The organism is Mesorhizobium sp. M2A.F.Ca.ET.043.02.1.1 (assembly GCF_003952405.1).
Lineage (GTDB): Bacteria > Pseudomonadota > Alphaproteobacteria > Rhizobiales > Rhizobiaceae > Mesorhizobium.
The window spans coordinates 3540032-3563886 of the sequence record NZ_CP034445.1 but is presented as its reverse complement, the minus strand read 5'-3'; the positions used below and the strand labels follow the sequence as shown (position 1 = coordinate 3563886).

The 23855-nt window shown below is 63.9% G+C and carries 31 protein-coding genes; all 31 read right to left on the bottom strand.

The window, feature by feature from the left end; genetic code table 11:
• Positions 1 to 2: 2 nt before the first annotated feature.
• The gene (locus EJ068_RS17105) at positions 3 to 599 is read right to left on the bottom strand and encodes a hypothetical protein (RefSeq protein WP_129554654.1); all 597 of its coding nucleotides are present in this window, start codon (positions 597 to 599) and stop codon (positions 3 to 5) included.
• The gene (locus tag EJ068_RS17100) at positions 599 to 1267 is read right to left on the bottom strand and encodes a hypothetical protein (protein ID WP_129554653.1); all 669 of its coding nucleotides are present in this window, start codon (positions 1265 to 1267) and stop codon (positions 599 to 601) included. Before EJ068_RS17100 ends, EJ068_RS17105 begins: the two co-directional genes overlap by 1 nt.
• A 9-nt stretch (positions 1268 to 1276) precedes the next feature.
• On the bottom strand, positions 1277 to 3757 hold the full coding sequence (locus EJ068_RS17095) for a phage tail length tape measure family protein (protein ID WP_129554652.1): 2481 nt from the start codon (positions 3755 to 3757) through the stop codon (positions 1277 to 1279).
• Between the two features lie 123 nt (positions 3758 to 3880).
• Positions 3881 to 4327: a gene transfer agent family protein gene (locus tag EJ068_RS17090; RefSeq protein WP_129554651.1), complete on the bottom strand. Its 447-nt coding sequence runs from the start codon at positions 4325 to 4327 to the stop codon at positions 3881 to 3883.
• Entirely contained in the window at positions 4324 to 4764 is a 441-nt protein-coding gene (locus EJ068_RS17085; RefSeq protein WP_129554650.1) for a phage tail tube protein, read from the bottom strand. The genes EJ068_RS17090 and EJ068_RS17085 overlap by 4 nt, the downstream gene beginning before the upstream one ends.
• An 83-nt stretch (positions 4765 to 4847) precedes the next feature.
• Complete coding sequence (locus EJ068_RS17080; protein WP_129554649.1) at positions 4848 to 5252, bottom strand: DUF3168 domain-containing protein; 405 nt, start codon at positions 5250 to 5252, stop codon at positions 4848 to 4850.
• Positions 5249 to 5749 (bottom strand): HK97-gp10 family putative phage morphogenesis protein, encoded by a 501-nt coding sequence (locus tag EJ068_RS17075; protein WP_129554648.1) that lies wholly within the window; start codon positions 5747 to 5749, stop codon positions 5249 to 5251. Before EJ068_RS17075 ends, EJ068_RS17080 begins: the two co-directional genes overlap by 4 nt.
• Positions 5746 to 6093, bottom strand: a complete 348-nt coding sequence (locus EJ068_RS17070; RefSeq protein WP_129554647.1) for a head-tail adaptor protein — start codon at positions 6091 to 6093, stop codon at positions 5746 to 5748. The genes EJ068_RS17075 and EJ068_RS17070 overlap by 4 nt, the downstream gene beginning before the upstream one ends.
• The gene (locus EJ068_RS32675) at positions 6080 to 6256 is read right to left on the bottom strand and encodes a hypothetical protein (RefSeq protein ID WP_189512489.1); all 177 of its coding nucleotides are present in this window, start codon (positions 6254 to 6256) and stop codon (positions 6080 to 6082) included. The genes EJ068_RS17070 and EJ068_RS32675 overlap by 14 nt, the downstream gene beginning before the upstream one ends.
• 1 nt (position 6257) lies before the next feature.
• Positions 6258 to 6668, bottom strand: coding sequence for a hypothetical protein (locus tag EJ068_RS17065; RefSeq protein ID WP_129554646.1), 411 nt, complete (start codon positions 6666 to 6668; stop codon positions 6258 to 6260).
• A 33-nt stretch (positions 6669 to 6701) separates the two neighbouring features.
• Positions 6702 to 7271, bottom strand: coding sequence for a head-tail connector protein (locus EJ068_RS17060; protein ID WP_129554645.1), 570 nt, complete (start codon positions 7269 to 7271; stop codon positions 6702 to 6704).
• Positions 7272 to 7273: 2 nt separating this feature from the next.
• A complete protein-coding gene (locus EJ068_RS17055) occupies positions 7274 to 7636 on the bottom strand; it encodes a hypothetical protein (RefSeq protein WP_129554644.1) in 363 nt (120 codons plus the stop codon).
• Positions 7637 to 7695: 59 nt separating this feature from the next.
• The gene (locus EJ068_RS17050; RefSeq protein ID WP_129554643.1) at positions 7696 to 7917 is read right to left on the bottom strand and encodes a hypothetical protein; all 222 of its coding nucleotides are present in this window, start codon (positions 7915 to 7917) and stop codon (positions 7696 to 7698) included.
• A gap of 60 nt (positions 7918 to 7977) precedes the next feature.
• Positions 7978 to 9399 (bottom strand): phage major capsid protein, encoded by a 1422-nt coding sequence (locus tag EJ068_RS17045; protein WP_245463138.1) that lies wholly within the window; start codon positions 9397 to 9399, stop codon positions 7978 to 7980.
• Positions 9400 to 9429: 30 nt separating this feature from the next.
• Entirely contained in the window at positions 9430 to 10095 is a 666-nt protein-coding gene (locus EJ068_RS17040; protein WP_129554642.1) for an HK97 family phage prohead protease, read from the bottom strand.
• Entirely contained in the window at positions 10092 to 11318 is a 1227-nt protein-coding gene (locus EJ068_RS17035; protein WP_129554641.1) for a phage portal protein, read from the bottom strand. The genes EJ068_RS17040 and EJ068_RS17035 overlap by 4 nt, the downstream gene beginning before the upstream one ends.
• Positions 11315 to 13054, bottom strand: a complete 1740-nt coding sequence (locus EJ068_RS17030) for a terminase TerL endonuclease subunit (protein ID WP_129554640.1) — start codon at positions 13052 to 13054, stop codon at positions 11315 to 11317. The genes EJ068_RS17035 and EJ068_RS17030 overlap by 4 nt, the downstream gene beginning before the upstream one ends.
• A gap of 4 nt (positions 13055 to 13058) precedes the next feature.
• Positions 13059 to 13643: a phage terminase small subunit P27 family gene (locus EJ068_RS17025; protein ID WP_129554639.1), complete on the bottom strand. Its 585-nt coding sequence runs from the start codon at positions 13641 to 13643 to the stop codon at positions 13059 to 13061.
• A 67-nt stretch (positions 13644 to 13710) separates the two neighbouring features.
• Complete coding sequence (locus EJ068_RS17020) at positions 13711 to 14199, bottom strand: HNH endonuclease (protein ID WP_210212011.1); 489 nt, start codon at positions 14197 to 14199, stop codon at positions 13711 to 13713.
• A gap of 5 nt (positions 14200 to 14204) precedes the next feature.
• Positions 14205 to 14891, bottom strand: a complete 687-nt coding sequence (locus EJ068_RS17015) for a transcription termination/antitermination protein NusG (protein ID WP_245463137.1) — start codon at positions 14889 to 14891, stop codon at positions 14205 to 14207.
• Complete coding sequence (locus EJ068_RS17010; RefSeq protein ID WP_128315177.1) at positions 14860 to 15984, bottom strand: helix-turn-helix domain-containing protein; 1125 nt, start codon at positions 15982 to 15984, stop codon at positions 14860 to 14862. Before EJ068_RS17010 ends, EJ068_RS17015 begins: the two co-directional genes overlap by 32 nt.
• Entirely contained in the window at positions 15981 to 16892 is a 912-nt protein-coding gene (locus EJ068_RS17005) for a hypothetical protein (RefSeq protein ID WP_128315176.1), read from the bottom strand. Before EJ068_RS17005 ends, EJ068_RS17010 begins: the two co-directional genes overlap by 4 nt.
• Positions 16871 to 17419: a hypothetical protein gene (locus EJ068_RS17000; protein ID WP_128315175.1), complete on the bottom strand. Its 549-nt coding sequence runs from the start codon at positions 17417 to 17419 to the stop codon at positions 16871 to 16873. Before EJ068_RS17000 ends, EJ068_RS17005 begins: the two co-directional genes overlap by 22 nt.
• Positions 17416 to 17958, bottom strand: coding sequence for a hypothetical protein (locus EJ068_RS16995; RefSeq protein WP_128315174.1), 543 nt, complete (start codon positions 17956 to 17958; stop codon positions 17416 to 17418). The genes EJ068_RS17000 and EJ068_RS16995 overlap by 4 nt, the downstream gene beginning before the upstream one ends.
• The gene (locus EJ068_RS16990) at positions 17951 to 18250 is read right to left on the bottom strand and encodes a hypothetical protein (RefSeq protein ID WP_128315173.1); all 300 of its coding nucleotides are present in this window, start codon (positions 18248 to 18250) and stop codon (positions 17951 to 17953) included. The genes EJ068_RS16995 and EJ068_RS16990 overlap by 8 nt, the downstream gene beginning before the upstream one ends.
• Complete coding sequence (locus EJ068_RS16985; protein ID WP_128315172.1) at positions 18247 to 18567, bottom strand: hypothetical protein; 321 nt, start codon at positions 18565 to 18567, stop codon at positions 18247 to 18249. The genes EJ068_RS16990 and EJ068_RS16985 overlap by 4 nt, the downstream gene beginning before the upstream one ends.
• Positions 18560 to 18829: a hypothetical protein gene (locus EJ068_RS16980; RefSeq protein ID WP_128315171.1), complete on the bottom strand. Its 270-nt coding sequence runs from the start codon at positions 18827 to 18829 to the stop codon at positions 18560 to 18562. The genes EJ068_RS16985 and EJ068_RS16980 overlap by 8 nt, the downstream gene beginning before the upstream one ends.
• A complete protein-coding gene (locus EJ068_RS16975) occupies positions 18822 to 19103 on the bottom strand; it encodes a hypothetical protein (RefSeq protein WP_128315170.1) in 282 nt (93 codons plus the stop codon). The genes EJ068_RS16980 and EJ068_RS16975 overlap by 8 nt, the downstream gene beginning before the upstream one ends.
• A complete protein-coding gene (locus EJ068_RS16970) occupies positions 19103 to 21715 on the bottom strand; it encodes a DNA methyltransferase (RefSeq protein ID WP_129554638.1) in 2613 nt (870 codons plus the stop codon). The genes EJ068_RS16975 and EJ068_RS16970 overlap by 1 nt, the downstream gene beginning before the upstream one ends.
• Positions 21712 to 22902, bottom strand: a complete 1191-nt coding sequence (locus tag EJ068_RS16965; RefSeq protein WP_129554637.1) for an MT-A70 family methyltransferase — start codon at positions 22900 to 22902, stop codon at positions 21712 to 21714. The genes EJ068_RS16970 and EJ068_RS16965 overlap by 4 nt, the downstream gene beginning before the upstream one ends.
• A complete protein-coding gene (locus tag EJ068_RS16960) occupies positions 22902 to 23834 on the bottom strand; it encodes a DUF2303 family protein (RefSeq protein ID WP_129554636.1) in 933 nt (310 codons plus the stop codon). The genes EJ068_RS16965 and EJ068_RS16960 overlap by 1 nt, the downstream gene beginning before the upstream one ends.
• Positions 23835 to 23855: the final 21 nt, after the last annotated feature.

Here is a 23855-nt window from a genome sequence, read left to right as displayed (position 1 = left end):
CCTCAATAGTCAGGATAGGTGACGGTCTTCATCAGGATCGAGCTGACGAAGCCGAAGAACTTGTCGCCGGGCGAGCGCGCCTGCTGGTCGCGGTCGGTGTAGCGCCCATAGGGCGGGCGCGATCGATTGAAGAAGGCATTCTCAGCAACGATGGCAATCGACTGGATCGCGCCTTGATCATCCTGCATTTCGGTCCGGCCGACCTTGGGCGGCTGCATGAACCCCCAGAAGATCGGAATTGGATTGCCAACCGTCTGCCATTCGGAATCGAAGAGCTGCAGGTAGACCGTCATCAACTGCTGGTCGATGAGCGGCGTATCCTCCAAGGCCTTCGCCAGGAAACCGAGCGCCTGGTCGGGCAGACCGTCGACCGAGACGGTGACGCTGTCGCTCGCGCCGCTGCCAGAAAGCCCAAGCCCTTCGATCTGTGCGGCGCCATACATCGGCAGATAGGTGTTGCCGTTTACCGTAAGCTTGGTGTTGCCGTTCCAGGCATATTCCGGACCGGAGGCGAAGTCGAACTTGACCAGGATGCTGACATAGACCCGGCCCGCCGTAAGCAGCGCCAATTGCTCGGCAGTGAAGAAATCAGCCGACATCAGACGTCCTCTACGAACTGGACGGTCGGGGTGCCGAAGCGGCGCAGGCTCAACTGCAGGTCCATGCTGTCGTCGCTTGCGAGCCGCATGCGGCAGACCGGATCGTCGAATTCCAGCCGGTCGCCGGACAGCACAGGCTCGCGTAGCGGCGGCCGGAAAGTCATGGTGCCGGTTTTCTGATCGAAGGTCCGGATCCTATAGAGCCGTTCGCCGAGCGAGAAATGCTGACCCGGCTGTATGGCGCCTGCGTAGCCGACCGTCACTGTCATCGTGGTCGCACGCAGCGCCGCCGGCGCCGCCGCGACGACGTCGATGACTTCGCCGACATAGCCGGTTCCATCGTCGAACAAGGCATCGTCGCTATGTGGAACCTGGTCGTAGAGCCCAGCGGCAACCGCGCCGTCTGGGACCGGCTGATAACCGCGGCAGAGAGGGACGAGGATCGAGCCCAAGCGCCCCTCGAGGAGCGTGCTGATGGCCCGGTGCGCCAGCACGGCATTGCGATTGTTGACGACGATCGAGCTATAGGTCGCCTTCCAGATGCCGGCATCGCTCGACACGACCTGTGTCGCGCCATTGACGGATGCCGGCCCGGCAAGCGAGCGCGGCGCAAGATCGAAGGCGACGTCCCGCGGAACCAGGACCTCGCACGGCCAACGGATGGTCATGGAAGCCCCTTACAAAGACCGGCTTTGCGCTTCGGCGAGATAGCCCGGCATGCCGTTGCGGACCGCCTTGGTGCTGCGCTGCACGGCAACATCGACGATCGTTCCGGAATGCGTCTTGATGCGCTGGTCGGCGATGTCGGACATGCGCCCGCTGTCATCCTGAAGCACGACGCGCACGGTATCGCTGGAGCCGCCGGCGCGCGCGCCGCGCGGCAGCACCACTTCGCCTTTCTGCAGGATAGCCGGCACCTCGCCGGGCTGAAGGCCTCCGGCCACGCCGCCGCCATGCATACGCCTGGCGCCGGCGAACGTGGATGCCGCGACGGCGCGACCATGGCCATAGCCGTCCACGCCGGCCACGCCGCCGGAATGCAGGATGCCGGGGATAAGGAGACCGCCGAGCAGGCCACCACCGCCGCCAAAGAGGCCACTGAACAGTCCGCCGCCGCCTGAAGGGAAGAGAGCGTTCAACGCCATGTCTTCCAGCTTGTCGGCTATCTTGTTCAGTACGTTGGCGAAGATCTCGCCGGCATCCTTGCCCGCGCGCAGATCGTCGATGATGCCGCCGAGCACGCCACGGCCGAAGTCGTTCAACTCGCGCTGCTGGTCGAGGATCTTCTGCTGGCTGGCCTTGAAGGCATCGGCGCTGGAAGATGCCTTGGCATAGTTGCCGGCGAGTTCGTCTATCTTGGCCGCAAGCTCTGGCGTCACCTCCACGCCAGCTTTGGCGGCGTCGTTGAGGAGTTGCTGCTTGATCTTGGCCTTGTCGAGCGCGAAGCCGTAATCGTTCACCAGCGGGTTTAGGCCGGCCTGCGCTTGCGCCTCGGCGTTGAGCAGATCGATACGGCGCTGGATGTCATCCATGCTGCCCTGGAAGATGTCGCTCGGCGTCTTTGCCGAACTACCGACGCTGGCGCCGGCCCGCCGCTGCGCATAGGCGATGGCATCGTCGACCGTGCGACCGCCGCCGAGGATGGTCGGGTTGGCCTTGATTGACGCCTGCGAGATCAGCCCGGCGAGCGGCGTGCCAGGCGCGGCATTAAGCACCTTGGCAGCGTCGCCGGCGCCAAGGAAGTGTGCGAGCTGCAGCGCCGCCTCGTCGACATGCACGCCAGCATCCTGCAACACCTTGGCGTTCTCGGCGGCATATTTGCGGATCAGGTCGTAAGAGACATCCGCATTGTCGCGCAGCGCCAGGATGGCGTCGCGGGACATGCTGTCTGCCTGTTGCGGGTAGTATTTCTTAAACAGGTTGAGCCAGGTGCTCTCGATGAACTGGCCGACGCCCGACGCGCTCGAATTCGGATTATCGCCTCGGCCTTCGGCACGATCGACGCGCCGCACGAACGCGTCGATCGCTGAATTCAGGCTGTTGATCGACTGGCCGACATCCTCGAAGGACGGACGCTGATCCGGCGTAGGGGCGGAGGCTGGAAGGTGGATGCCTTGCGGGTTGGTAAACGCGCCGGGCGGCCCGTTGAAGCCGCGAAACCGTTCCGCGTTCAACGCCTCATCCTGCGCCTTGCGCGCCTCGTCGGCCTGTTTGGCGACAGCGGCGAAGCCGTCGGCGATTTCGTGGACCTTGCGGGCGAAGGCATCGGCCGCCGGTACGCCACGGTTGAAATAGGCCGTCGATAGCGCTTCCAGCAGCGCCTTGTTCTCCTTGGTCGAATCCTTGCCCTCCTCCACCGCCTTCTGCAGCGCAGTGAACGCGCGCTGGACGGCGACGATTTCCTCATTCGGCGCGCCGGCAAGCCGAAGCTGGCTCACCAGGTCGGCGATATCGACGGTCAGGGTTTTGACCGTTTCCCGGGCTTCCTTAAACTGCTCGTCGATCGTCAGTTGCGTGGCCTGCCGGATCTCGCCTTCTTCAAGCGCGCGCTTGCGCTCGTCGGCATAAGCCTTGACGGCAGGCAGGGCATCGCCCCATTTCTGCGCGACCCTGTCGAGCAGCTCGGCTTCCTGTTTCAGCGTCTCGGCGCTCTTGTCGCCACCGCTCACAACCTCCGAGAAATATTCGACGGCGTAGCCGACGAGAGCGATTGTGGCGATGGTCGCGAGGGACACTGGGTTGATCAGCGACGTGAAGGCACCGCCAAGCGCCTTGACAGCGCCGGCGGCACCAGCCTGGCCAAGCACCTGGTTGATCTGGGTGCCCTGCTGCAGTGCGATCGTGAGCGGCGAGGCTCCCCCCTTCAGCTGCACGGCGATGTCCTGCAGCTGTGCGCCGAGGTTCGCCGTCTGGAAGGACGATGCCTTCATGGCGGTCTGGATGTCCTTGGCGCCGCCCTGGATGACCCGGAACGACTGCCTGGCGCGCGTCGCGGTATTGTCGAAGGCGCCGGCCGTGCGGTTGCCGAGATCGTCGAACTGCTGCTGGATGGCCGTCGTCGTCGCGCGCGTGTCCCCGGTCAGGCGTTGCAGCGCGCGCTGTATCTGCTTCGTGTCGGCAGAGATCGACAGGATTAGGTCTTCGGTATCGCCGGCCATTTGATCGCTATTCCCTGATCCAGTCCCAGAGTTCGTCGACTTCCTTGGACGTGAGGGCCTTGTCCCCGTCCGGATCGTTGGCCTTCTGCCAGCCTTCGAGCGCGGCGAGGTATTGCCACATGCTCATTCGGCGGACTTCTTGCGGGGTGAAGCCGAGGACGGCTCCGTTGCCATAGATGGCTCCGAACCGGAACTTTCCGTTTGGGAGTTCATCGGATCGCTCTGATCCGGAGCCTCTGATTTTTTTCCGACGTCCTCCTCTGGCGCGCCGGCTACCGCCGCGCCGAGGACGAGCTGCGCAAGCACGAGATTTTCCAGCGGCGGCCGGTCCTGCACATAGGCACGGACCAGCTTCAGCGCCTTGACGGGTTCCGCTCCGCCGCCGATCAGGCCAAGGCGGATGACGTTGGAAATGTCGCCCATGCGCCAGCGGCCGGACACAAGCCGGTCGAGCACCACATAGGGACCGGCGTCACAGGCCTCCTGAAGCTGCTCCAACTCGCCCCAGCCCATGCGGAAGACGTAGTCGTCATTTGCGAAGGTCTGGGTGGTCGAGGCGTCTCGGCTCACGAAACCACCCGAGTCATGGCGCCGTCGGACTGCAGCGACACGTTCGCGGTGACGCGCTGCGCGTTCGGCGCCGTGGCCGCGAAAGTCTCGACATGCATCGAGCCGGTCCAGGTGATAGTCTTGGTCGGGAACTCCCAGATGACCTTCACGTGGACCGAATCGACGCTCTCCCAAGCGTTGAGCCAGGTTTCGACCGACTCGGAGGCGAGCACACCCTCGCCGCTGATCGCCATCGACAGCGAGGTCGCATCGCGGCCGAGCCAGTCGACCTTGTCGGGATCGTCGCAGTCGGGAAGCTGGAACTCGTTGAGGGCCTTTGTCAGCGTGACCGAGCGGGACGTGAAGCCGCAGGGAACGGCGAAATTTTCTACCGGGGTCGCGCCGTCGCCGAGCATGACCTTGACCTTGCCGCCCTTGATTGTCGTGGGGGATGCCATCGTATCGTCTCCATGTGGGTTGATCGGCGCGGCATGGATGCCGGCAGGCGCGCCACCTGCCTGTTAAAAGTCGGATACCCTGTTCACGGTTGTTCCGCGAAAGCCTCGAAGCTCATGCGAGCCCGGTTCGTCAGTCCGTCCGGGTCGCGCGAAAAGACTGTCTGCCGGTGCTGCAGATAGACCAGCGCGTTGTCGGCAAGGATCAGTTCCGGCTCGAGAATGCCTATCCGGACCGCGTCGCTGATCTTTTCCGCCTCGGGGAGCCCGACAGCGCGCGACCACACGTTGATGTCGAAGGCGATGTTGAAGCCTTTGATGCAATCGGCATCGTCTGAAAGTTCATCGAACGGGCCGATCGTCACATAGGGAAAGGTCGGTTTGTCGGGAACGGTGTCGTAGACCCGCTGCCCGATGAGCGACGTTACTCCGACCACGCCTTTCAGCCGCGCCACGATCGCGCCCTGCAGTTCGAGGCTTGGCGATGTCATCTAGACCTCTCGATAGCTTCGATCAGCTCTTCATTCTGGTCCATCAGACGCTGTTCGTCGGCCTTTGCCTTGCGAACGGCTCTATTGACGGCGCCGGCGATGCGGCGGCGGAGCCGCTTGCGATACGCCCGGTAGGTCGGGAAGATATGGGGGCGTGGCGCCATCTTGACTGTGCCGAATTCGAGGAATCGCCAGATAAATTCCGCGAATATTCCGGTCGCGTTCGGATCCTTGGTCGCGTTCAGCGCGTTGCCAGTCGACATCGTCTTGACCTTGCCGCCGACCCGCCGTTCTCCCGGTCGGTTGGCGAGGCGATCCGCCTGGATGGTATCGGCGTAATGCCCGGTATCACGCGGCGCGCGCGGCCGGATCCTGTTGGCAAGTTCCTTCGCGCCCTCGAGCTGTTCTACGGCAACTTCCTTTTCGACATTCGGAAGCAGCTGATTGAGACGCCGATAGAGCGCTTCACGCCCCATCCACTTGGCCTGTGTTCTCATGCCGCCACGCCTGATTGCACTGTGAGATAGACCCACGCTGGATCGGTGATGATGTCGACGGCGATGACCGCGTAGACCGTGCCGGTTCTAACATCACGCATTTGCCAATCGGTCGTCAGGCGGCGAGACTGCGAGGACGAGCGCACATAGACGCCGAACGTGTTGCGGCCCTCGAGGCGCGCCGCCAGAACGGCTTCGGAGCCGCCTCTGCTGCGGAAATCGGCGCGGCACTGGAAGCGTTCCTCGAAATCGCCGGCGACGGTGTTGCCGTAGCCGTCGTCGATCTCGGAACGCGCATCGAAGGCGACGCGCTCGCGCAATGAGCCGGCGTCAGGCCTGGCCATCGTCGGCACCCTTGCGCGGCTTGGAGCATTTCACCGCCTTGTCCGCCGAAAGCGCGGCATCCGCGCAGGCGCGCGTGACGTTCTGCTCCATCCCCGCCTTGTAGGCGATGACGGATTGCGGCGTCGGCTTCCAGTCGAAGTCGGCGGTGAAGCGGACCCACATGTCAGTTCGACACGCCCGTGTAGCGGATGTCGAGCGCCAGCACGCTCGCCGACGATGCCAGACCGATCAGACAGACATATTCGCCCGCCCCGATGTCGGCGACCGGGCAGATGCCGCCGGGCGTATCCGACAGGTAATAGGCGAGGCCCGGCGTCAGGGCCGCGCCAATCGTGATGTCGCCGCTCTTCTGGAACTTGATCGGCTGATCGAGCGCGCCGCCATTGAGCGCGATGCCGATTGGGGTACGGATCTCGGCGCTGGCGCCGTTCGAATCCGCCTTCATGAGCTTCTTCGTGGTGCTGGAGCGATAAACCGCCTGCCCGGCGGTGATCGCCTCGCCGGCGGCGCCGGTTTCGGTTTCGGCATTCGCGCCAGCGACAACGCTGGCAGCGGTGATGACAAGGTCGGCCATGGGAGAGTTCTCCGGTTTGAGAGAGGTGAGCGGCTATAGGCCCGGCTTTTTGAAGGGCCAGATCAGAGCCTCGTAACCGAGCGGTAGGAAGTTCGAGACCGCGTCGACGGTGACCGCCTCGCGGTTCTGGTAGAGGTGAGCGACATGCATCCGGATCGCCGCCTTCAACGCCGCCGGCACATCTTCCGGCGCGCTGCCGGCGACATAGAAGACTGACACCGCATCGGGGCGGGAGTAGACCTGCGGCCATGCTGCGCCAGGTGCGATCGCGACATATGCGCCGACGCTGTCGACAAGCATCCGATAGGTCGGGCCGGGAAGCGTCTGCTCGGCGTTATCGGCGTCCCAATACTCAACGATCAGGCCTTCACTCTGCGCGCGTCCCTTGACCAGGCGCAGGCATTTGAAGCTGTCGAAATCCTGCCGCCAGGTCTGGGTCACCAGAGCGATATCGAGAACCTTTTCCAAATGCGCTGTGGCCGCATCGAGGAACGCTTCCAGAAGCACGTCGTCATCGTCGAAATCGACGCGGCAATACAGCTTCACATCGTCGAGCGAGACGGGCGTGTCTTCCGGATCCTCGATGCGGACAGGTGCGAGCATGATCAGTCGACCAACACGTGAACGGTGCCGGACTTGGCGTTGCCGCCAGCCGCGACGACGATCTTCACACGATCGTTGGCGACACCGATCTTGTCCTGCACGGCGGTGCCGCCAGCGGCAAAGAGAGCCGCGGCGCCGGCCTGCGAATGAGTAGGCGCGCGCGGATAGCGCACCGCGGACGCGTTCACATTGGCTTCCGCCCAGATGCTCTCGCCCGTCGCTTCCGACGTGACGGTGAAGCCGACGCCGTTGGCAAAATCGGTCTTCACATACTGGATGCTGTGAATCTTGCCGGACAGCCGCGGCGTGTACGCCGTGGCGCTGCCGTCGGCAGCAGTGGTGATGGCTACCTTGTAGCGACGCATGGTGTTTTCCTCTCGGGAGTTGCGGCGGCCTTGGGAGAAGGCGCCTGGTGCCGACGGAGCTATTTCCGCCGTTTCGCGGCCTTGTTCGCGGGCGCAGCGCCCTCGGCCTTGTTCTTCGGCGCCGGCTCGGCCTTCTCAGCCTTCACCGGGCCAATCAGTTCCAGCGTCTTGCCCTCGAGGTGGCCAAGCTCGGCCCGGGTGCCCTCGCGGGTGTCCCCTTCCTTGTAGACGCGGTCGCCTTCATGGCCCCGCAGGACTTTCCATTGCAGCTTTTCAGTCATTGCGACCTCCTTCGGTTGATAGAGCGGGCGGCTGACGCCGCCCGCCTTGATCAGCCGAACTCAGGCCGCGAGCGCGGTGTCGAAATCACCGTAGATGAAGGATTCCGGACGATAGACGGCGAGCGCGACGCGCTCTTCGCCAAGGATCGTGATGAGGTTCTTGGTGAAGTCGTCGTTCTCGAAACCAGCCTCGACACGCGCATCCCAACGGTCGAAAATCTGCGCGCCGAGCTTGAACGCACCGGTCAGGAATTTGCGAACCGTCATCGACTGCGTCTGCACGACCGGCAGGCCCCACAAGGTAGGCGTGATCGAGCCCTGCGGATTGCCGATGATGTACCGGCCGATATCGTCCTTCTGGGTCTCGATATAAGTCCAGTCGATCGGGTTGAGGACATGGCCGGTGGCCGGGTACTCAGCCAGCGCCGCCTGCAACATCGCCAAGCGAAGCACATCGATCATCGTTATGTCCGCCAGTGAAATCGGCGCCGCATATGCGGTCGCCTGCGGGATGATGCCGTTGAGATTCTGGCCGGTGCCGTCACCGTTCAAAATCTGGGACTCTTCCTTGTAGGCAAGACCATAGATCAGACGCTGGTCGATCATGGAACGGAGCTGCGAGATGTCTTCGAGCACCTGGCGCGAGGCCTTCATCCAGTGCGCGATGACTTTTGCCGACGTCGTCATCAGATCGAGCTTGATGTCCGAAGACGGCTTGGAGGCGCCTTCCGCCACCATGCCGGCATTGTTGGTGAAGCCCGTTTCCTTGACGTATTCCAGTGTGTTGCCATCCATGCGGCCGGTCGAGATCAGGTCGCGAACGGTCAGGCGGCGCTGTGGGAGCGGCAGAATACCGGGCAGGCGGGTCGGCGCGATGGCGTCGCCAACCGCGCCGGCGGTGTCGGTCGTGGCGGAAGTCAGCGTTGCCTTAATGCGCAGGTCGGTCTTGCCCTTGCTGGGCGAGCTGCCGAGCCAAGACTTCACGCTCTCGGCCTCGACAAACTGCTCGCCGAACGACTTTGCCTTCTGATCGTCCTTCGGACCTTCGCGGGCGATCTTCTGCTCGAGCGTGGTAAGCTGCTCGTTCAGACCGTTCATCTTGGTGAGGGCCTGGTCCGCCTTTTCCTTGGTGGACTTGGTCAGGTCCTCGCCGGCCTTGGCCTTGCCAAGGGCTTCCTCGGCGATGGCCTTGACGTCGTCGAGCGCCTTCTGGAACTTCTCCTTGACCTCCTTCGCCAGTTTCTCGACGTCGACGACGTCGCCACCGGTTCCGTCGTTGGGCTTGTCGAAGAAGATGCGCGGACCGATGGTCGAGGCAGCGAGGCGGGCAATGCCGCCAGCACCGACCGCAGCGAAGGGCGCGAGTCCGGCCAGGGCGGAAGGATCGACGACGCCGAAGGCGGCATGCGCGGATCCGGCGGTGAGAATGCCGAGCGCAGCGATGGTCGCTACCGCCAGCATCGTGGCGATGTTCAGTTTCATAGCAATGTCCTTTGAACAGTTGGTGAGTGATCAGCCGCGCAGGAGCGCCTGCAGGAATGCGGCCGGTTCTTTCGCCTTGCTGCCCTCGGACTCGCTCCGAATGGCCTTCGCATAGCCGACAGAGGCGATCTGTACGGCCATGGCTTTGGGGACGCCTGCCTCGCGCAGGATGTCCTCGAAATCTTTCACGGGCATGGGATCGCCGTCGCGCAGCCGGCGCGCGAATTCATCAATGCGCTCGGACTTGACCGCCTCGATCCGCGCCCGGCGGTTCGCCGGGAAGGTGACCGGGCTGATCTCATAGAGGCTCAGCTTCTTCAGGAGGCGCACAGCCTGTTCCTGGTCGGCTTCCTCTTCCTTGTAGCCGATCGACAGGCCGCCGATGGCCTTGTTCTTGGCGAGCGTGTGAACCTCGCGGGCGCGCTGGATGTCGAGCAGGAAACGGCCCTTGCCCCACAGACCCTTGGCGTCTTCCGCCAGGTCTTCCCAGACGCCAATCGGCTGATAGATGTCGTGGTTCCACAGCATCAGCACATTGCTGCCCTCGCGCTTGTGGCGGGCGAGGCTTTCGACGAAGGCGCCAGGCATCACCTTTTCGCCGTAGGAATCGACGTTGCCGAAGATCGAGCCGTAGCCCTCGAACGTGCCGTCATCCGACAGGTCCTTGACCTGCAGGGCGAAATCCTTCGTCTTCATTTCGGACCTCCGATCAGGTTCTGTTGGTCGGCCGGATCAGCCGTGATGGGGATGTTCTGCATCTGCATACGCGGCACGTCCCCGCCCTCGACCTTCGGCATGTTCTCGCGCATGCGCACCTCGTTGATGGTCATCGCGCCGATCGAGGTCATGTCCTTGTAGAAGGCGGAGCGGCCGGCGCTGTCGGCGCGCAACAGACCTTCAAGGTTGAACTCGATCGAGATGCCGTCCGCCCTGTCTTTCGGCGTCAGCAATTGCTTTTCGAGCGCCTGTTCGATGCGCTTCAACCGGCGGCGCAACGTGAACTTCTGAAGGATCAAGCCCTGTTGCTCGACGCCCGTCGGCCAGCTCGTCGTCTTCGACGTATGGCCGATCATGACCGGCGGCACGCCGAAGAAGCGGCAGATTTCCTCGACCGAGAACGCGCGCGATTCGAGCATCTGCGCGTCTTCCGGCTTGAGCTGGAACTGGACCCACTCGGTACCGCCCTCAAGGATGATCGGCTTGCCGGCATTGTCGGCGCCGATCTTGTCGGCGATCTCGGACCTGGCGATGTCACGCTGGTCCTTGTTCAGCCAATTGGCGAACTTCAGACCGCCTGACGGCCGCAAACCATTGGCGAAGGTTTTCCCGGCTGCCTTGTCGGTCGCACGGGCGAGGGAAAAGGCATGACGGCCGAAATGCAGCGTCGACATGCCGCCGAGCGGATCGCCGCCAGGGCCGCGGATGTGCAGCATCGTCTGGTCGGTCTCGACATATGCACGGCCCTCATAGGACCAGCGATATTCGAGCGTGCCGTTGGTGAGACGGCGAACAGAGACGAGATCGGGACGAACCGGGACCAGCGCAGCGAGAGCGGTCGAGCCTCGGAGCTGCCGGGCGTAGGCATTGCCCCAAAGCTCGATTGATGATGCCATGAAGTCCCAGAAGTCGACGGCGGTCTGATCGAAATTCGGACTGTCGTGCAGCAGCCGATAAAGGGGATGGTCCTTGGCAACTTCACGCGTGCCGTCCGCTAAGGTCCGGTAGACCATCAACGGCAATGACGAGATAGTGCCGGCCAGGAGATTGACGCAGCCCCAGACGGCGGAGAGGGCGAGCGCGTTGCTGCCAGTGACAGGCTCGCCGGCGTCGCCGATCTGTCCGGCCGGATACCAGCCGTCCGGCTGCCTGACGCTGAGCGCCCGAACCACGACATCGGCCATCTTGCGAAAGAGTTTCAAGCCGCACCTGTCAGGGATTTGAAGTAATCATCCATGCCAGCGTCCTCGCCCTTGTCTCTGATGGCGATGCCGATCGCCATGGTCGTGCCGATGATGCCGTCCACCCGCTCGGTCGATTTGTTCTTCGCCGGCTTGATGTTGTCGGCGGCGTCCGTTTCGACAGCGACAACCTGGGCATGGCGGCGCAGCACCGGGTGGCCGCCATGATGGAAGCCATTGCAAAGAACAAGGCGTTCCAGTTCCTTGGCCGGCGGCGACATTGAGGCAAAGCCCTGGCCGAAGAGCACGACCGGCAGGCCTTCCTGTTGGAGCTTCACCGCCGTCTCGGTCGCGTTCCAGCGGTCGATTGCGAGGCCGCCCTGTCCGGCCTCAAGTTCGTGGTTGCCGACATGCGCGATGCGGAATTTCTCGGCATCGCGGTAAATCTGTTCCTGAATGAAGGCGTAATCGACGACGTTGCCCGGTGTAGCGATGATCGCGCCTTCGTTCACCCACTTCTCGTAGGGCAGCTTGTCGCGCTTGGCGTGTTCCTTGATCAGCGCGGCAGGCTTGAAGAACCGCGCCAGCAGCGCCGGCGCCGGAAGCCCTTGCTGGATCGGGAACCACCAGATCAGCGCCGAAAGGTCGACAACCGACGAAAGATCGAGGCCACCGAAACAGCGCTTGTGCGCAAGCTTCGCCTCAAGCTCTTTCCAGCCGACCGGGCCGGCGCAATGGTCCCAGCCGAACTTTTTCCCCTCGTCGTCAACCGCGTCGATCGGCAGCCAGCGGACGGCCTGTTCCGTCCAGAGATTGAGGTGATAGTTCTTGAAGTGGTTTTCGAGACGCGGCAACTGGCGGGCACGGCGCGCATTGGTGCGCATCGTGTCCAACTTCTTCGAGACGCCGAGGTTCGGATTGGCCTTGTGCCAGGTCTCTTCCGATTGCCAATCGTCTTCCGGGTCCGCGGCATAGACGATGACGAGCGTTTCGGGATCCTCAAATGTGCCGTCGAGAATCTTCTGACACTCGTCCCAGACTTCCTCGCCGTAGGTTCCTTTCTTGCCGGCGGTGGAGATCAGGAATTCCAGCGGCTGGCGCCGGGCGTCTTCCGAATCGTGCACGAACTGGTAGAGGTCGCCCGACACCCATTCGTGGATTTCGTCGCCGATCAGTCCCGACGCCGAGAAACCATGCTTGCCTTCGGCCTTGCCCGACAGCGGCTTGAAACCGGCATTGAGCGCCGCGCAATAGATCGACGATTTCAGGCAGACGAGATCATTGCTGAGCGTCTCTGACTTGCCCGCCATCGTGGCGGCTTGGTTGAACACCAGCCGCGCCTGACCTTCATGCGAGGCGATCGAATAGACTTCGCCGCCGAGTTCGCCATCGCCGAGCAGCACTAGGAGCGCGATGCCGGCAGCGAGTTCTGTCTTGCCGTTCTTGCGCGGCACCCAGACATAGACGCGGCGATATCGACGCGTGCCGTCGGGGCGCTTCCAGCCGAAGACGGGCCGGACGATGTCGTTGGCCTGCCAGGGCTCCAGTTCGAACGGGCGTCCTGCCCATTCGCCCTTGGTGAAGCACAGATGCGTCGGAAAGAACGCGACCGCCTTGTCGGCCGCTACCTCATCGAACCAATACTCGCCGGCACACCACGCTTGCCGGTCCTTGCACCACTTCGCATCTGCGCCAACGCCGAGCGGGCGGTTGCGCGGTCCGAGCCGGTGCGCTGCTCGACCTGCCTTGACCGGCATGGCCCTACTGCAGGAATCCTACCGCCGAACCTTTGGCGGCCGGCTTGGCCGGAGCCGGTGAAGCCGGCGTCTTGTCGGCGCCAGTCGCGGCCGGCGCCGAGCCCATGCCGGAGAACAGATCGCCGGTCGATCCCGCGGCGCGAGCTGCGAACAGGCGCTGACGCTCTGCCGGGTTGAGGCCGAAGTTGGCTTCGGCCGTCACAAGCTGACGCTCAAGGTGATAGCCGATGATGAACGACGGATCGGCGCGGCGCACCTTTCCGCTGGCCGTCTCGATCTCGTAAATCTCGCCCATCTCGTCGAGACGCTGCTGCATCTTCAGCCAGCGGGCGAAGTTGCGGCAGTAGCGGCCGAAGGTCTCGGCGTCGATCGGGAACAGCAACTTCATGCCGATGACGCGCGGCGCCAGCCGGTTCCAAACGTCGAGGGCTTCACCCTTCAGCCATGCCGGCGGCTCGACCGTGCCACTGGTCGCGACGGTCTTCGCCTGCTCTTCGGCCGAAGGCTCGACGCCGATAGGACGGCGACCAGACTTCCCCTTCGCAAGCTTGACGCTGGCAGGTTCCGGCTTCGGTCCCCTGCGGCCCATGGTTCAGCTCCAACAAAAAAATAAATCCGAAAACCTGCGCGCAAAAAAACTTTGGGGAGGCGCCGGTCTAGCGGGTGGGGGCTCTGGACTTTCGACCCACCCCCCGGCCCCGCTCGGCGATCTGCTCGCGCTGGCGTTCGCCGTCGTGGTAGGCCTTCGAGACCGTCCGGATGTTGTTCTCATCCCAGAACAGCGCTGGGTCGCCATCGGGTTCGACGATGTGGTCGGCGACCGGACTGTCGTCGGCCGGATACTTGCCCGAGCACAGCACGCCTGTCTCCTGGCATCGGAAGAGATCGCGAACATGAACGCGTTGCTTCAGCTTCTGCCATCGTGCGGTCTTATACCAGGCACGCTGCTCGGTCTGGTCGCGCCGGCTGTCATGCTGGCGCTGCTGCTCCTGACGTGATGGCAGGTAGCTTGGCCGAAAGGTCTTCGGCATATGCGGCATTGTCGGGAATCTTTTCCATTGCGAGGAAGCTGGGTTGCTTCCTCTGGGGCTGATGGCGCGGTCCGCCTTTTCGGCGTGCGACTCTTTCAGCTCGTCCTGGGGCATACTCGCTAATCCAGTTTCGTGACGTTGGCAAGGTCGACGTCGAGCGGCACCGTGCGACCGAACACGCTGGTCTCGACCGTCAGGCGATGCTTGTCCTTCAGCAGCAGCACGACAGTCTCGAAGCCAGCGAACGGTCCGCTGTCGATCGACACCTTGTCGCCTGCCTTCAGCGCGTTGGTCAGCACGGCGATTGCGTCTGGGTCGTTCTCGATACGCGCTTGAAACTTCACGATTTCCTGCTCGCTCACCGGGCTCGGGTTCTCGCATCCACCAATCGGACCAAGGACACCGGCGATGGTGCGAAGCCCTGCCCATGTCACCGGGCAGGACACCACTTTCACGAAGATGTAGCCCGGGAATGACGGCACGCGGACAGGCTCAAGACACTGGTGTCTGCGCCCGCCACGACGCTTCGGCTCGGCTTCCGTGTGCAGCATGACGCGCTCGACATTGGCATCTTCAAGCGACTTATCCACAGCAATGTCGGCTCGATCCTCGACCCGGAGCACGTACCAATGCGCTTCCGGGCCATCCATTCCAGCCGCGGCGAGCAGCGCCTGCTCTCGCCGCCGCAATGCGATTCGCTTGTCGCTCTTCTGCCAGGCGCGGTCGACGTTGATGATCTCACCAGTCGATGGATCGACCCAGGCACGCTCACCGTCACTCAGCCGCTTGGTGCCGATCGCCATCATCTTGCTTTCCTCGCCATGCCTTTTCGAATGCTTCCAGCCCGTCCGGTCCGCCAACCGGGAAGTAGGCCACGCGGCCGGGGTCAGGCAGCCAAGGCCAGCCGCGTTGCTGGAAACAGGCCTTCCAGTCGTTCCACAGCGGCATGTCGACGGGTACGGCGACCATCTGGCCTTTCAGCGCATGGCAGCGCTCGCCGAAGCGATAGCCGCGCCCGGCGCGCGCAAGGCCGAACAGCTTGAACAGATACGGCCAGCGCTCCGCGAAAGCAGTCGCATCAGGATTGGTCGGGCCGTCCAGCATGTGGCCCAGCACAAACGCCATCCACACCGGTCCGAAGGGCGGCGCATAGTCGTCGGCCTCGACAGCCGGCGCAGCCTTTGGCGGCAGCTTCTCCCAGCGCTTCTCGGCGAGGTAGACGGCGAAGGTGCAGATCACTGTCCGGCCGCCGACCTTGGCGCTGGCCACGTAATCGCCCATGCGGTCGGCCGCCACCTCGCGCTCCGCCTCGGTCAGTTTGCGCGCCTCGGCCAGCGCCTTCGGCCCGCTGTCGCTGATGTAGCTCGGCCAGTTCGGATGCGCCTTCTTCAGCCAGCGCTCGATTGCCTTTTCTTCCTCTCGCGTGCGCTCTTTCTCGGATTCGTTCTGGTGGGTCGTTCTAAGAGGGTCGTTCTTAGGTGCCGGTTCTGGACCGGCAGGGGGTGCCGGTTCTGGACCGGCAGGGGGTGCCGATATACCGGCAGGGGTGCCGGCCTGCCGGCAGGGGTCATCCGCGTCGGAATCGGCCTCGCGTACGCTGCCCGGATCGGCGTGCTTCGGATCGAGGATGACGCGATAGACATGCGGGCTGTCGCGCCCGTTCTGCTCTTCCTGCACATAGCGCTCGAGATAGCCGGCCTTGACCAACCGCTCGATCGCCTCGAACACGGTTGCGCGTGCGCAGCCCATCTCGTCGGCCATCTTCACCTGGCTCTTGCGACACCAGCCGAGATCGTCGGTGTGGCGCCCGAGCACGCACAGCACCTGCAGGTCGCGCGGTTTCAGCGCCCTGTCGGTCGCCGCGCGCGCCGGGATGATTGAGAGACGCGGCCCGGTCATACGAACATCCCCACCTGCTCGTCATAGCGCTCGCGTGTCTTCGCCGAGCGGCGATAATCTTCGAACGGCGTCTTTCGCCAGATCATTGGCGAGTTCGCCCAGCGCGCCACATCGCGCAGGAGCTGCTCATTCCAATCAAAACGGGGATGCGGCCTGCGCTGCAACGAATTGAGTTTCATGAATGGCTGAACGTGCGGTTCGCCGCCCCAAGCCATCACTTCGCGGATCCGCTCCATGCAAGCCGCAACAGGTTCGTTCCCGATCAGGACATAGACGCGCTTCTGCCGTGGCGAGACGTCGGACAGCATGCGCATGACGCGCTCTACGAAAGGCCGCTCGGCCATGTCGTCATAAGCAAACCGCCACGGGCCACGATTGATCGCCTTCCAACGGGCGTAGACATCATCGTCAAAGGTGCGCGGCTCGAAACCGCTGTTTGCGTCGAGCAGCGGCACGCCGGCAGCGACATAGCGAGAAACGATGTGATCTTGGTATTCAGCCGGAAGAGCCGAGAGATTGTTATCGCAGAGAACCGGCCGCACCGGGAAATCCGGCAACAGCGTGAACGCTTTGCCTTCCATCTTGGGAACGATGCAGAACCAGCAGCCGACCGGGCAACCGCGACTGGCGATTGTTGCCATCGGGTTGTGACGCGAAACGGCGTCTTCGATCGAGCCGCCCATCTCAGCCACATCCGCAAGAAAATGCTTACGGGTGAAGACGCCGGGACCGCCGACACGCACTTTCAGACCGGCAGCCTTATGCCAGCAAGCGCGCTGATAGGCGTCGTTCAATCGCCACGTGAAGGCGACAGAGATGAAGGCTGTATCGCCCTCAATCCATTCCGCTATACCGCCAGACCAGCGGCCAAGATCATAGCCGCTTTTCATCTCTGCGCCTTCAGCCATGCGGCGAAATCGGCGCGCAGCGCTTTCCACGCTTCGGCCGCCCTGCCATCCGTGTTGAGTTCGTTGCGCGACCGAACGCCAAGGATCGAGCGCACGCGCTGCGCCACGCGATCGTCCGTCAGAGGCCGTTCCAGCCCGTGCCGCTCTTCGAGGTAGACCTTGAAGCGCGCGTCCTGGCATTTCAGCGCGCACTCGGTCGCGAAGTTCTTGTTCGCCGCCGGCTCGCCCGCCGCCTGGTTTGCCGTCGGCGCGCCCTTGAGCTTGCGGAGGGTCTGGAACGAATTGTCCAGCAGCCGCAGCAGAAAGCGCACCATGTCCGGCGCGTCGGTGGCGAACGCCATTTCCTCGTTTGTCGCGCCGGGGTCGAAGCGCGCCAGCACGAACAATTCGCCCATGGCGCCGCGTATCTCGATGAAGGCGCCGCTCTGGTCGTGCACGCGTGTCCAGTCGGCCGGCGCGATCGAGTCGAGCGCGGCCCTGATCTCGCGCAGGCGCTTGGCGTCTGGTGAGAGCGTGTGCGCGTTCACGGCTTTGGCCCCTTTCCGGCGATGGCGCGGATGATGATGGTGCGGTCGCGGCGGAACAGGCGCCCGAGCTTGGCAGGCGACAGGTCGGGGCGTGCCGCATGGGCCTGCCGGATGGCCTCGTACCGGGCCGCGACGAGATCGTTCGAAACACCCGGGCCGAGCATGGCGCTGACGCTGATGCCGTAGCGCTCGGCGACGGCGTTCTGGATTGCGGCGACGCTCGGCAGAACCGGTCCGGTTGAGATTACGATGCGCGCCGTCGCCTCGGCCTCTGCGATGATGGTCGCGGCCTGTATTCTGGCATCGGCCAGCGCTTGCGCGGCCAGTTCACGGTCGGCGGCGGCGGCCGCCAGCATCTGGCGCGCCGCGATGATCAGGCCTTGCGCGCTTTCCGGCCGTGGCTTTTCAATGACCTTTGGCTTGGCGCGCGGTTCCTTGATGCCGGCACGCTGCGCCAACAGCCGCGCGCGCAGCTCGGGCGCGTACATGTCGATGCGTGGCAGGTCCCGGTCGAGTTTGCGCAGCGCCGGCTCAGCCATGGTTGCCGCTCCGCTCGATCACGCCAATCAACGTCGAGGTCGCTCCGGACATCGGCATGGTGCCGCCGAGATTGCCGCGATGCCGTGGCTTCGAAAGCGTCTCGGACAGGATATCGAGATACACTTCGCCCTCGCGGAAGGCGGCGCGGCGGCAATAGGTGACGAAGGTCGTGCGCCAGCGCATGAGCGTGAACACAGGCGCGCCAAGCAGCACGGTGGCGCGCGCCGAATCGTCCTCGGCGTCGCGCATCGCCTTGACATAAGGGTCGAGGCTTTCGGTGGAATGCGTCATCTGGAATTGACCCTCATGCGCGCGATCTGGTCGCGTGTTTCACGTTTGTCAGATGGTGTAACCATGTGATCTAGAATGGTTTTTACCGTCGTTCGGCGGCGCGGGTTGCGCGCCAGATAGCGGTAAGGATCGAGCCCGGCATATTCGCAGAGCAGCAGGTAATTGCCGGCCGACAGCGTCTTGCCGTTGATGGCGCGCGACAGCATCGCCCGGTCTGTTTCCGGCCATTTCTCTTCGGCCACGCGCAGCGAGTAGCCGATCTCATCGAGCCGCTGCTGAAACGCGTCGGCGAATTTGTCGAAGCCGATTTCAGCCATGGCGAACACCTCTCGGGAATTCGCCAAAACGACGTTCGTAACCCTCCACAAGCACGGCATGGCAATCGGAAATGGCGCGTTCGCGCAGAAACCACTCCCGAGCCTTCGAGGCATCGCGCGTGGCATATGAGGCCATCGTTGAGCTTGTCCGGGCCAAGCACGCTTCCAGCACATAGGACAGGCGCACAAGGGCGCCGGCTGGAAGCCGTTCGGCTATGACTCGATAATCGGCAACAGCAAAGCGGGGACCAATTTCAGCCATGCTCCTGCCCTCCATGGGTGAGCACCACGCCGAAGTCCGACGGGAAATGACCGAGCACCGCCCAGAGCCGCGCGCGCGGCTCCGGCGTCGGCAGCCGCCCCATCCAGGCCGAATGCATCTGGTTGACGGTGATCCGCGCCAGCTTGCGCAGCCGGGCCTTTTCACGCTCGGCGGCAGTCTGGAATTTCAGGCGCGGCGTGCGCGCATGCGCGGCGACGCAATGGGCGTAGAGGAAGAGCTGCAGCATGGCGGGCGAGAAGGAGGGAACCGGCATTATTCAGCCGCCTCCAAGCCAAGCATGTCGAACATCGTCGGGATGGCGCGCTTGCGCTCCGCCTCCTGGCAGTAGCGCAGGCCGTCGCGGAAGTAGGTCTCGCTGAGCTCCGAAGCCTGCCCGCGGCGTCCTTTCAGGATGGCGCGGTAGGGCACGGTCATCAGCCCGCCGAACGGGTCGTAGATGATGTCGCCGGCATTGGAGTACCGGTCTATCAGCCGATCGACGATGTCGAACTGCAGCGGGCAGACATGCTTCTCCAGGTTGCGGAAGGCCTGCTCGCCATTCAGCGTGCGCATGCGCACCACATCGTGCCACACGCCCGGATCGCCCGAGCGCGGATCGAGCGTCATGTAGGTTTTGGACAGAGCATCACGGGCCGCCAGTTCCTCACCGAGCTGCACATGCTTTTCGAAATCGTAGATCGCGCCCTCGAACGAGCGCTGGAACAGTTCGCGCAGCGGCTTCGGCCCAAGCCGCACCAGCTCGTCGGTAGTCAGCAGCCGGTCGCCCGACGACGGCCAGAAGGCATGCGCGTCGAGCTGCCAGCGCGCCAGCGTGTAGCCGCTGCCCGGCACCTGCGCGCGCCGGTCGCCGTCTTTCCACCTGGTCGTGCCGCCGTCGGCGGTGCTCACCAGCGGCTTGTCATGCACCACGGGCTCGTCGGCATAGCCGCGCGAGAGGTCGCTCTGCGGCCGGCGGAAGAGCAGCACATATTCCGGACAGCCGACGCCCATCTTGGTGGCGTCCTTCATCATCTCGGAATAGGTCAGGCGGTAGGTCTGGTTGTTTTCCTTCACCACATCGGTGACGACGGTGATCATGCCGATGTACTGAAAACCGTGCTTCAGATAGTGGAAGATCGCTTCGGCATGGAAGGGCGAGACCGTTGGCACGCCTTCGCCGGTCACCGAGCCGAACAGCACGCGGTCCTTCACATGGATGCAGGCGAGCCGGCCGGGCTTCAGGATGCGGAGCAGTTCCGGCGTCAGGAAATCCATCTGCGCCCAGAAATGACCGTTGTCGTCGGTGTGGCCGAAATCGTTGTAGCTCGCCGTGTACTCATAGTGGTTGGCGAACGGGATCGAGGTGATGATCTCGCCGATCGACGCATCGGCCGTGCGCCGTGCTTCTAGAACCGCGTCATTGTGAGCGATGCAGAAGTTCTCGCCGCGCTCCTCGCGCCGTGCCACGCCGATCGAGCGCTGCAGCACGTCGTCCAGCGGCAGGCCGTCGAGCCCATAGCGGCGGATGATCTCGGCCATGCGCGCCATCAGCCGCTCATGCTCGGCCCATTTGCCTTCGAGGTTGCGACGCACCTCGCGCTCGGCTTCCGAATAGATGATGTCGATGCGGCATTCGCTCGTTTGGCCGAAGCGCACGATGCGGTGCACCGCCTGGATGAAGTCGTGGAACTTGAAGCCGATCCCGACGAAGATCGCCCAATGGCAATGCTTCTGGAAATTGTTGCCGGCGCCTGACATCTCCGGCTTGGTCGCAAGGTGCCGGAACTTGCCGTTCTTGAAGCCGACCGCGTTCTCCTCATTGGCGTCGATCGATTGCGAGCCGTAGATCGAGCGCACGCCCGGCACCGCCGCCTCGATCGCGCGCCGCTCATCCTCGAGGTCGTGCCAGAGCACGCTATGCGCTTCAGGATCCTGCGCGATCAGCTCCGACATCTTGGCGATGCGCGCGGGCAGGCTGTCGCGCTTGGCGGCACTCGCCTGCGTCACGCCAAGCGCCGTGTTGCGGATAAGCAGCCCCTGTCCGTCGCGGTCATAGCCGGCCGTCGAATGGTCGATCGGCACCTCGTGCCAGTTCACCGTCATCGCCGGCAGCACATAGCCGTCGTCGGGAAAGCCGAGGTCGGCCGGCGATTGCAGGAACACGGCCCAGCTGTGCACCCACAGCCAGAACTCGTCTTCCTTGTGCGGGAACAACGTCAGGTCGCCGGCCGATTCCGAGTTGCGCTGGAAGAAGCGTGTCAGCGCCTGGCCGGTATCCATCACGCCGAGGAAGCCGGCATAGTGGATCAGCTCCTTGGTGCGGTTCGGCGACGGCGTCGCGGTGGCGACGAACTTGAAGCGCACCGGCTGGAAAAGCGGCAGGAAGGTCTGGAAGGTCTTGGTGCCGTAGCCGCGCAGCACCGCCGCCTCGTCGAGCGAGGCTGCGACGAAACGAGAGGCGTCGACCTTGCCGGCTAGGATGCTCTCGTAATTGGTCAGGTAGATCGTATCTTCGCCATCTATCTCGGCATCAGAGCGTATGAACTTCAGCGTTACGCCGTACTCGCCCTGGAAGCGCTCCTTCGCCTCGTCGAAGAACTCATGCCGGACGCCGAGCGGGATCACGATCAGGCGCAAGCCGGGCACGAACTTCCCGACCAGCCGCATCAGCTCGATCTGCATGAAAGTCTTGTGCAGACCGAACGATGCGAAGATCGCGCGGCTGCCGCCCTTCAGCGCCCAGCGCACGATGGCGCGGCAATGCGGCGCGCCGGCCGGGTTGATCTCCTCCGGCTCGACATCGAACCCGTCCGCCTTGGCGAGCTGCATCTTGCGGCGCAGGAAATCGAGATACGGATCCTGATCGACCTGAAGGATCGCGTTCATGCTGCCACCATTTCGGATTCGTTGCCCCAACGGTCCCAGCCGGGCCGCGCCTGGCGCGCGTTGAGTTCAATCTTCGGCGTGTTCGGCCAGTGCTTTTCGATCCACGCGGCGAACACGTCGGGCTTTGCCGAATGCCGGCCGACATCGGCTTCGATCGCCATGTCGTCGCACCAGCTTTCGAGCTGCTCGCCCATGGCCGGCGCGACCGGTTTGCCGCGCGTGGCGATGATCAGGATCTCGTGCTTGCCGCGCGTCCAATAGCCGGTGCCGACACGGTTCTTCAGCCACGCCCAGTGCGAGACGTAGCGGGCATGCGCCTTGTTCGGCGCGAGATAGCCGGTGTTCGGGTCGCGCTCGATCCAGCAGAAGCCCCATGCGTCGAGCACGCAAATGGCCTCGATCAGCATCGGCACCGTCGCCCACAGGAACAGCACGCAATCCTTGGCGGCCAGCGCGCCGACATCGCGCTTCATCAGCGTCAGAAGATCGCTGGTCGGGTAATGATTGTCGGCGGCGCGATCCATGCCGGTCTCGGCCGAATAGGGATCGAACTGCCATTCCGGGTCGGCGTAGATGACGCCGTATTTCTTCGCCGGCAGTTCCTTGTAGCCGGCCGCAAGCACGACCTCGCGAGCGTTGCGCCGTTCCTTCTTCTCGGCCTGCGCCTCGGCTCGAATGGTCTTCACCGCCGGCGCAATGGCGCGCTTCAGCGCTGCCCGCGTCGGCTCGTCGCCGCTCTCAAGAATATCGTCCAGCGCCTCGCGCACGATCGCGGGGTTGCGGGCAATCGCGCTGCGCATCTGGCGCGCGTCGTGAATCTCTTTGCGGGTGAGCCCCGCCTGCTTTGCCGTGAAACCGTTCCCGTCCGGAACGGTTTTCGGGCGTCCGCCCTTGGCGGCGCCGGCCGGCTGCGCGGCATCATATTCGTCGGCGAGCCGGCGCTTGGCCTGGCTCTCGATTTCCAGCGCGTCGGCCTGCACGCGATAGGTGGCGGCGATCAGCTCGTCATGCGCTTTCTTCGCCTTGCCGAGCCGCGCCGCGCGCTTGGCGGCGTCATAGACGGCGACGGCCTTGTCGCGTGCGTCGAGCACTTCCGCGGCGGACGTGGCGCGCGAAAGCGCCGCCGCCGCCTCTTTCACAAGAGACGGCAGCGGCTTGGCTGCAGCGAGGGCGACCGCCTTCGGCATCAGGCCGGCGAGCCCTCTTCAGGCGCACCCTCGAAGGCAGGCAGGCCGGTTTCTTCCGAGGCGCGCTTGAGGTCATGGCCCACCTGCTCCCGCAGATAGAACTCCCAGCGGTAGAGCTGATAGAACCAGGTCACCTTGCCGCCGCCGACGCGGTAGCGCAGCCGCGCCGGGATGCGCACCGCGTCGCCGTCAAGGAAGGCCGGCACCGACACCATGAAGATGCCGGGGACGACGATAGCCTCGCCCTTGGCGTTCATATGCTCTTCGGCGAACTCCACGGTGCGCTCGCCGCTCTGCAGACGGATGCCCTGCTTGGCGCGGGCGGCGACGAACACTTCCAGATGCCGCGACAGCGCGATGACTTCCGATGGCGTCGCCATCTTTTCCTTGAACAGCCGCTCGTACTCGGAGACCTCGCCATCGGTCGGCGCGGCCAGTTCCGCCGCATGCTCTTCGAGGAAGGCGGCGAAGATTTCCTGGTCCATCGGCTTGGCGTTGGCGCCGACCCACGACTTGAACTCTTCCGTCAGCGGGAAGGCATAGACGATGCGATGCGAGCGGTTGCGCGCCGGCACGCCTTCCATGTCATAGTCGAGCACCGCCGTGATCTTCGGGTCCGGCCACATCGTCTTGCCAAACAGCGCGGAATGCTCGTCCTGATGCCGCTTCGTCAATTCGATGAAGCTGGCCAACGTCTCGACCGTGGCGGTCCCCTTGCGCCGGTCCGGCGCCTGGCGGAATTCCTCGATCAGGCCTTTCAGCGACTTGAACGCTTGGCTCTTCCGATCGAAGGCGAGCGGAACGCTGGATGGCAGGCCTTCGCCGAGGCCGCCAGTGGTGATGGATACGGTCGAAGCCGAGGCAGCCTCTGCGGCCAGGGCCTTGATCAGTTCGATGCCATGGGCATTGAGCGGTGAATCTTTATCGGACATGCGAAATTCCTTTCAGGGTTT

What these genes read in the sequence shown, in the direction of transcription:
- EJ068_RS17075 (WP_129554648.1), bottom strand. Translation starts at nt 5,749, where the DNA reads ATGAGAACACAGGCCAAGTGGATGGGGCGTGAAGCGCTCTATCGGCGT.
- EJ068_RS16990 (WP_128315173.1), bottom strand. Translation starts at nt 18,250, where the DNA reads ATGACGCATTCCACCGAAAGCCTCGACCCTTATGTCAAGGCGATGCGC.
- EJ068_RS17015 (WP_245463137.1), bottom strand. Translation starts at nt 14,891, where the DNA reads ATGATGGCGATCGGCACCAAGCGGCTGAGTGACGGTGAGCGTGCCTGG.
- EJ068_RS17100 (WP_129554653.1), bottom strand. Translation starts at nt 1,267, where the DNA reads ATGACCATCCGTTGGCCGTGCGAGGTCCTGGTTCCGCGGGACGTCGCC.
- EJ068_RS17065 (WP_129554646.1), bottom strand. Translation starts at nt 6,668, where the DNA reads ATGGCCGACCTTGTCATCACCGCTGCCAGCGTTGTCGCTGGCGCGAAT.
- EJ068_RS17055 (WP_129554644.1), bottom strand. Translation starts at nt 7,636, where the DNA reads ATGCGTCGCTACAAGGTAGCCATCACCACTGCTGCCGACGGCAGCGCC.
- EJ068_RS17105 (WP_129554654.1), bottom strand. Translation starts at nt 599, where the DNA reads ATGTCGGCTGATTTCTTCACTGCCGAGCAATTGGCGCTGCTTACGGCG.
- EJ068_RS16980 (WP_128315171.1), bottom strand. Translation starts at nt 18,829, where the DNA reads ATGGCTGAAATTGGTCCCCGCTTTGCTGTTGCCGATTATCGAGTCATA.
- EJ068_RS17010 (WP_128315177.1), bottom strand. Translation starts at nt 15,984, where the DNA reads ATGACCGGGCCGCGTCTCTCAATCATCCCGGCGCGCGCGGCGACCGAC.
- EJ068_RS16995 (WP_128315174.1), bottom strand. Translation starts at nt 17,958, where the DNA reads ATGGCTGAGCCGGCGCTGCGCAAACTCGACCGGGACCTGCCACGCATC.
- EJ068_RS17005 (WP_128315176.1), bottom strand. Translation starts at nt 16,892, where the DNA reads ATGGCTGAAGGCGCAGAGATGAAAAGCGGCTATGATCTTGGCCGCTGG.
- EJ068_RS17085 (WP_129554650.1), bottom strand. Translation starts at nt 4,764, where the DNA reads ATGGCATCCCCCACGACAATCAAGGGCGGCAAGGTCAAGGTCATGCTC.
- EJ068_RS17080 (WP_129554649.1), bottom strand. Translation starts at nt 5,252, where the DNA reads ATGACATCGCCAAGCCTCGAACTGCAGGGCGCGATCGTGGCGCGGCTG.
- EJ068_RS16970 (WP_129554638.1), bottom strand. Translation starts at nt 21,715, where the DNA reads ATGAACGCGATCCTTCAGGTCGATCAGGATCCGTATCTCGATTTCCTG.
- EJ068_RS16965 (WP_129554637.1), bottom strand. Translation starts at nt 22,902, where the DNA reads ATGCCGAAGGCGGTCGCCCTCGCTGCAGCCAAGCCGCTGCCGTCTCTT.
- EJ068_RS16960 (WP_129554636.1), bottom strand. Translation starts at nt 23,834, where the DNA reads ATGTCCGATAAAGATTCACCGCTCAATGCCCATGGCATCGAACTGATC.
- EJ068_RS32675 (WP_189512489.1), bottom strand. Translation starts at nt 6,256, where the DNA reads ATGTGGGTCCGCTTCACCGCCGACTTCGACTGGAAGCCGACGCCGCAA.
- EJ068_RS17050 (WP_129554643.1), bottom strand. Translation starts at nt 7,917, where the DNA reads ATGACTGAAAAGCTGCAATGGAAAGTCCTGCGGGGCCATGAAGGCGAC.
- EJ068_RS17095 (WP_129554652.1), bottom strand. Translation starts at nt 3,757, where the DNA reads ATGGCCGGCGATACCGAAGACCTAATCCTGTCGATCTCTGCCGACACG.
- EJ068_RS17020 (WP_210212011.1), bottom strand. Translation starts at nt 14,199, where the DNA reads ATGCCCCAGGACGAGCTGAAAGAGTCGCACGCCGAAAAGGCGGACCGC.
- EJ068_RS17040 (WP_129554642.1), bottom strand. Translation starts at nt 10,095, where the DNA reads ATGAAGACGAAGGATTTCGCCCTGCAGGTCAAGGACCTGTCGGATGAC.
- EJ068_RS17060 (WP_129554645.1), bottom strand. Translation starts at nt 7,271, where the DNA reads ATGCTCGCACCTGTCCGCATCGAGGATCCGGAAGACACGCCCGTCTCG.
- EJ068_RS17025 (WP_129554639.1), bottom strand. Translation starts at nt 13,643, where the DNA reads ATGGGCCGCAGGGGACCGAAGCCGGAACCTGCCAGCGTCAAGCTTGCG.
- EJ068_RS17045 (WP_245463138.1), bottom strand. Translation starts at nt 9,399, where the DNA reads ATGAAACTGAACATCGCCACGATGCTGGCGGTAGCGACCATCGCTGCG.
- EJ068_RS17030 (WP_129554640.1), bottom strand. Translation starts at nt 13,054, where the DNA reads ATGCCGGTCAAGGCAGGTCGAGCAGCGCACCGGCTCGGACCGCGCAAC.
- EJ068_RS16975 (WP_128315170.1), bottom strand. Translation starts at nt 19,103, where the DNA reads ATGCCGGTTCCCTCCTTCTCGCCCGCCATGCTGCAGCTCTTCCTCTAC.
- EJ068_RS16985 (WP_128315172.1), bottom strand. Translation starts at nt 18,567, where the DNA reads ATGGCTGAAATCGGCTTCGACAAATTCGCCGACGCGTTTCAGCAGCGG.
- EJ068_RS17070 (WP_129554647.1), bottom strand. Translation starts at nt 6,093, where the DNA reads ATGGCCAGGCCTGACGCCGGCTCATTGCGCGAGCGCGTCGCCTTCGAT.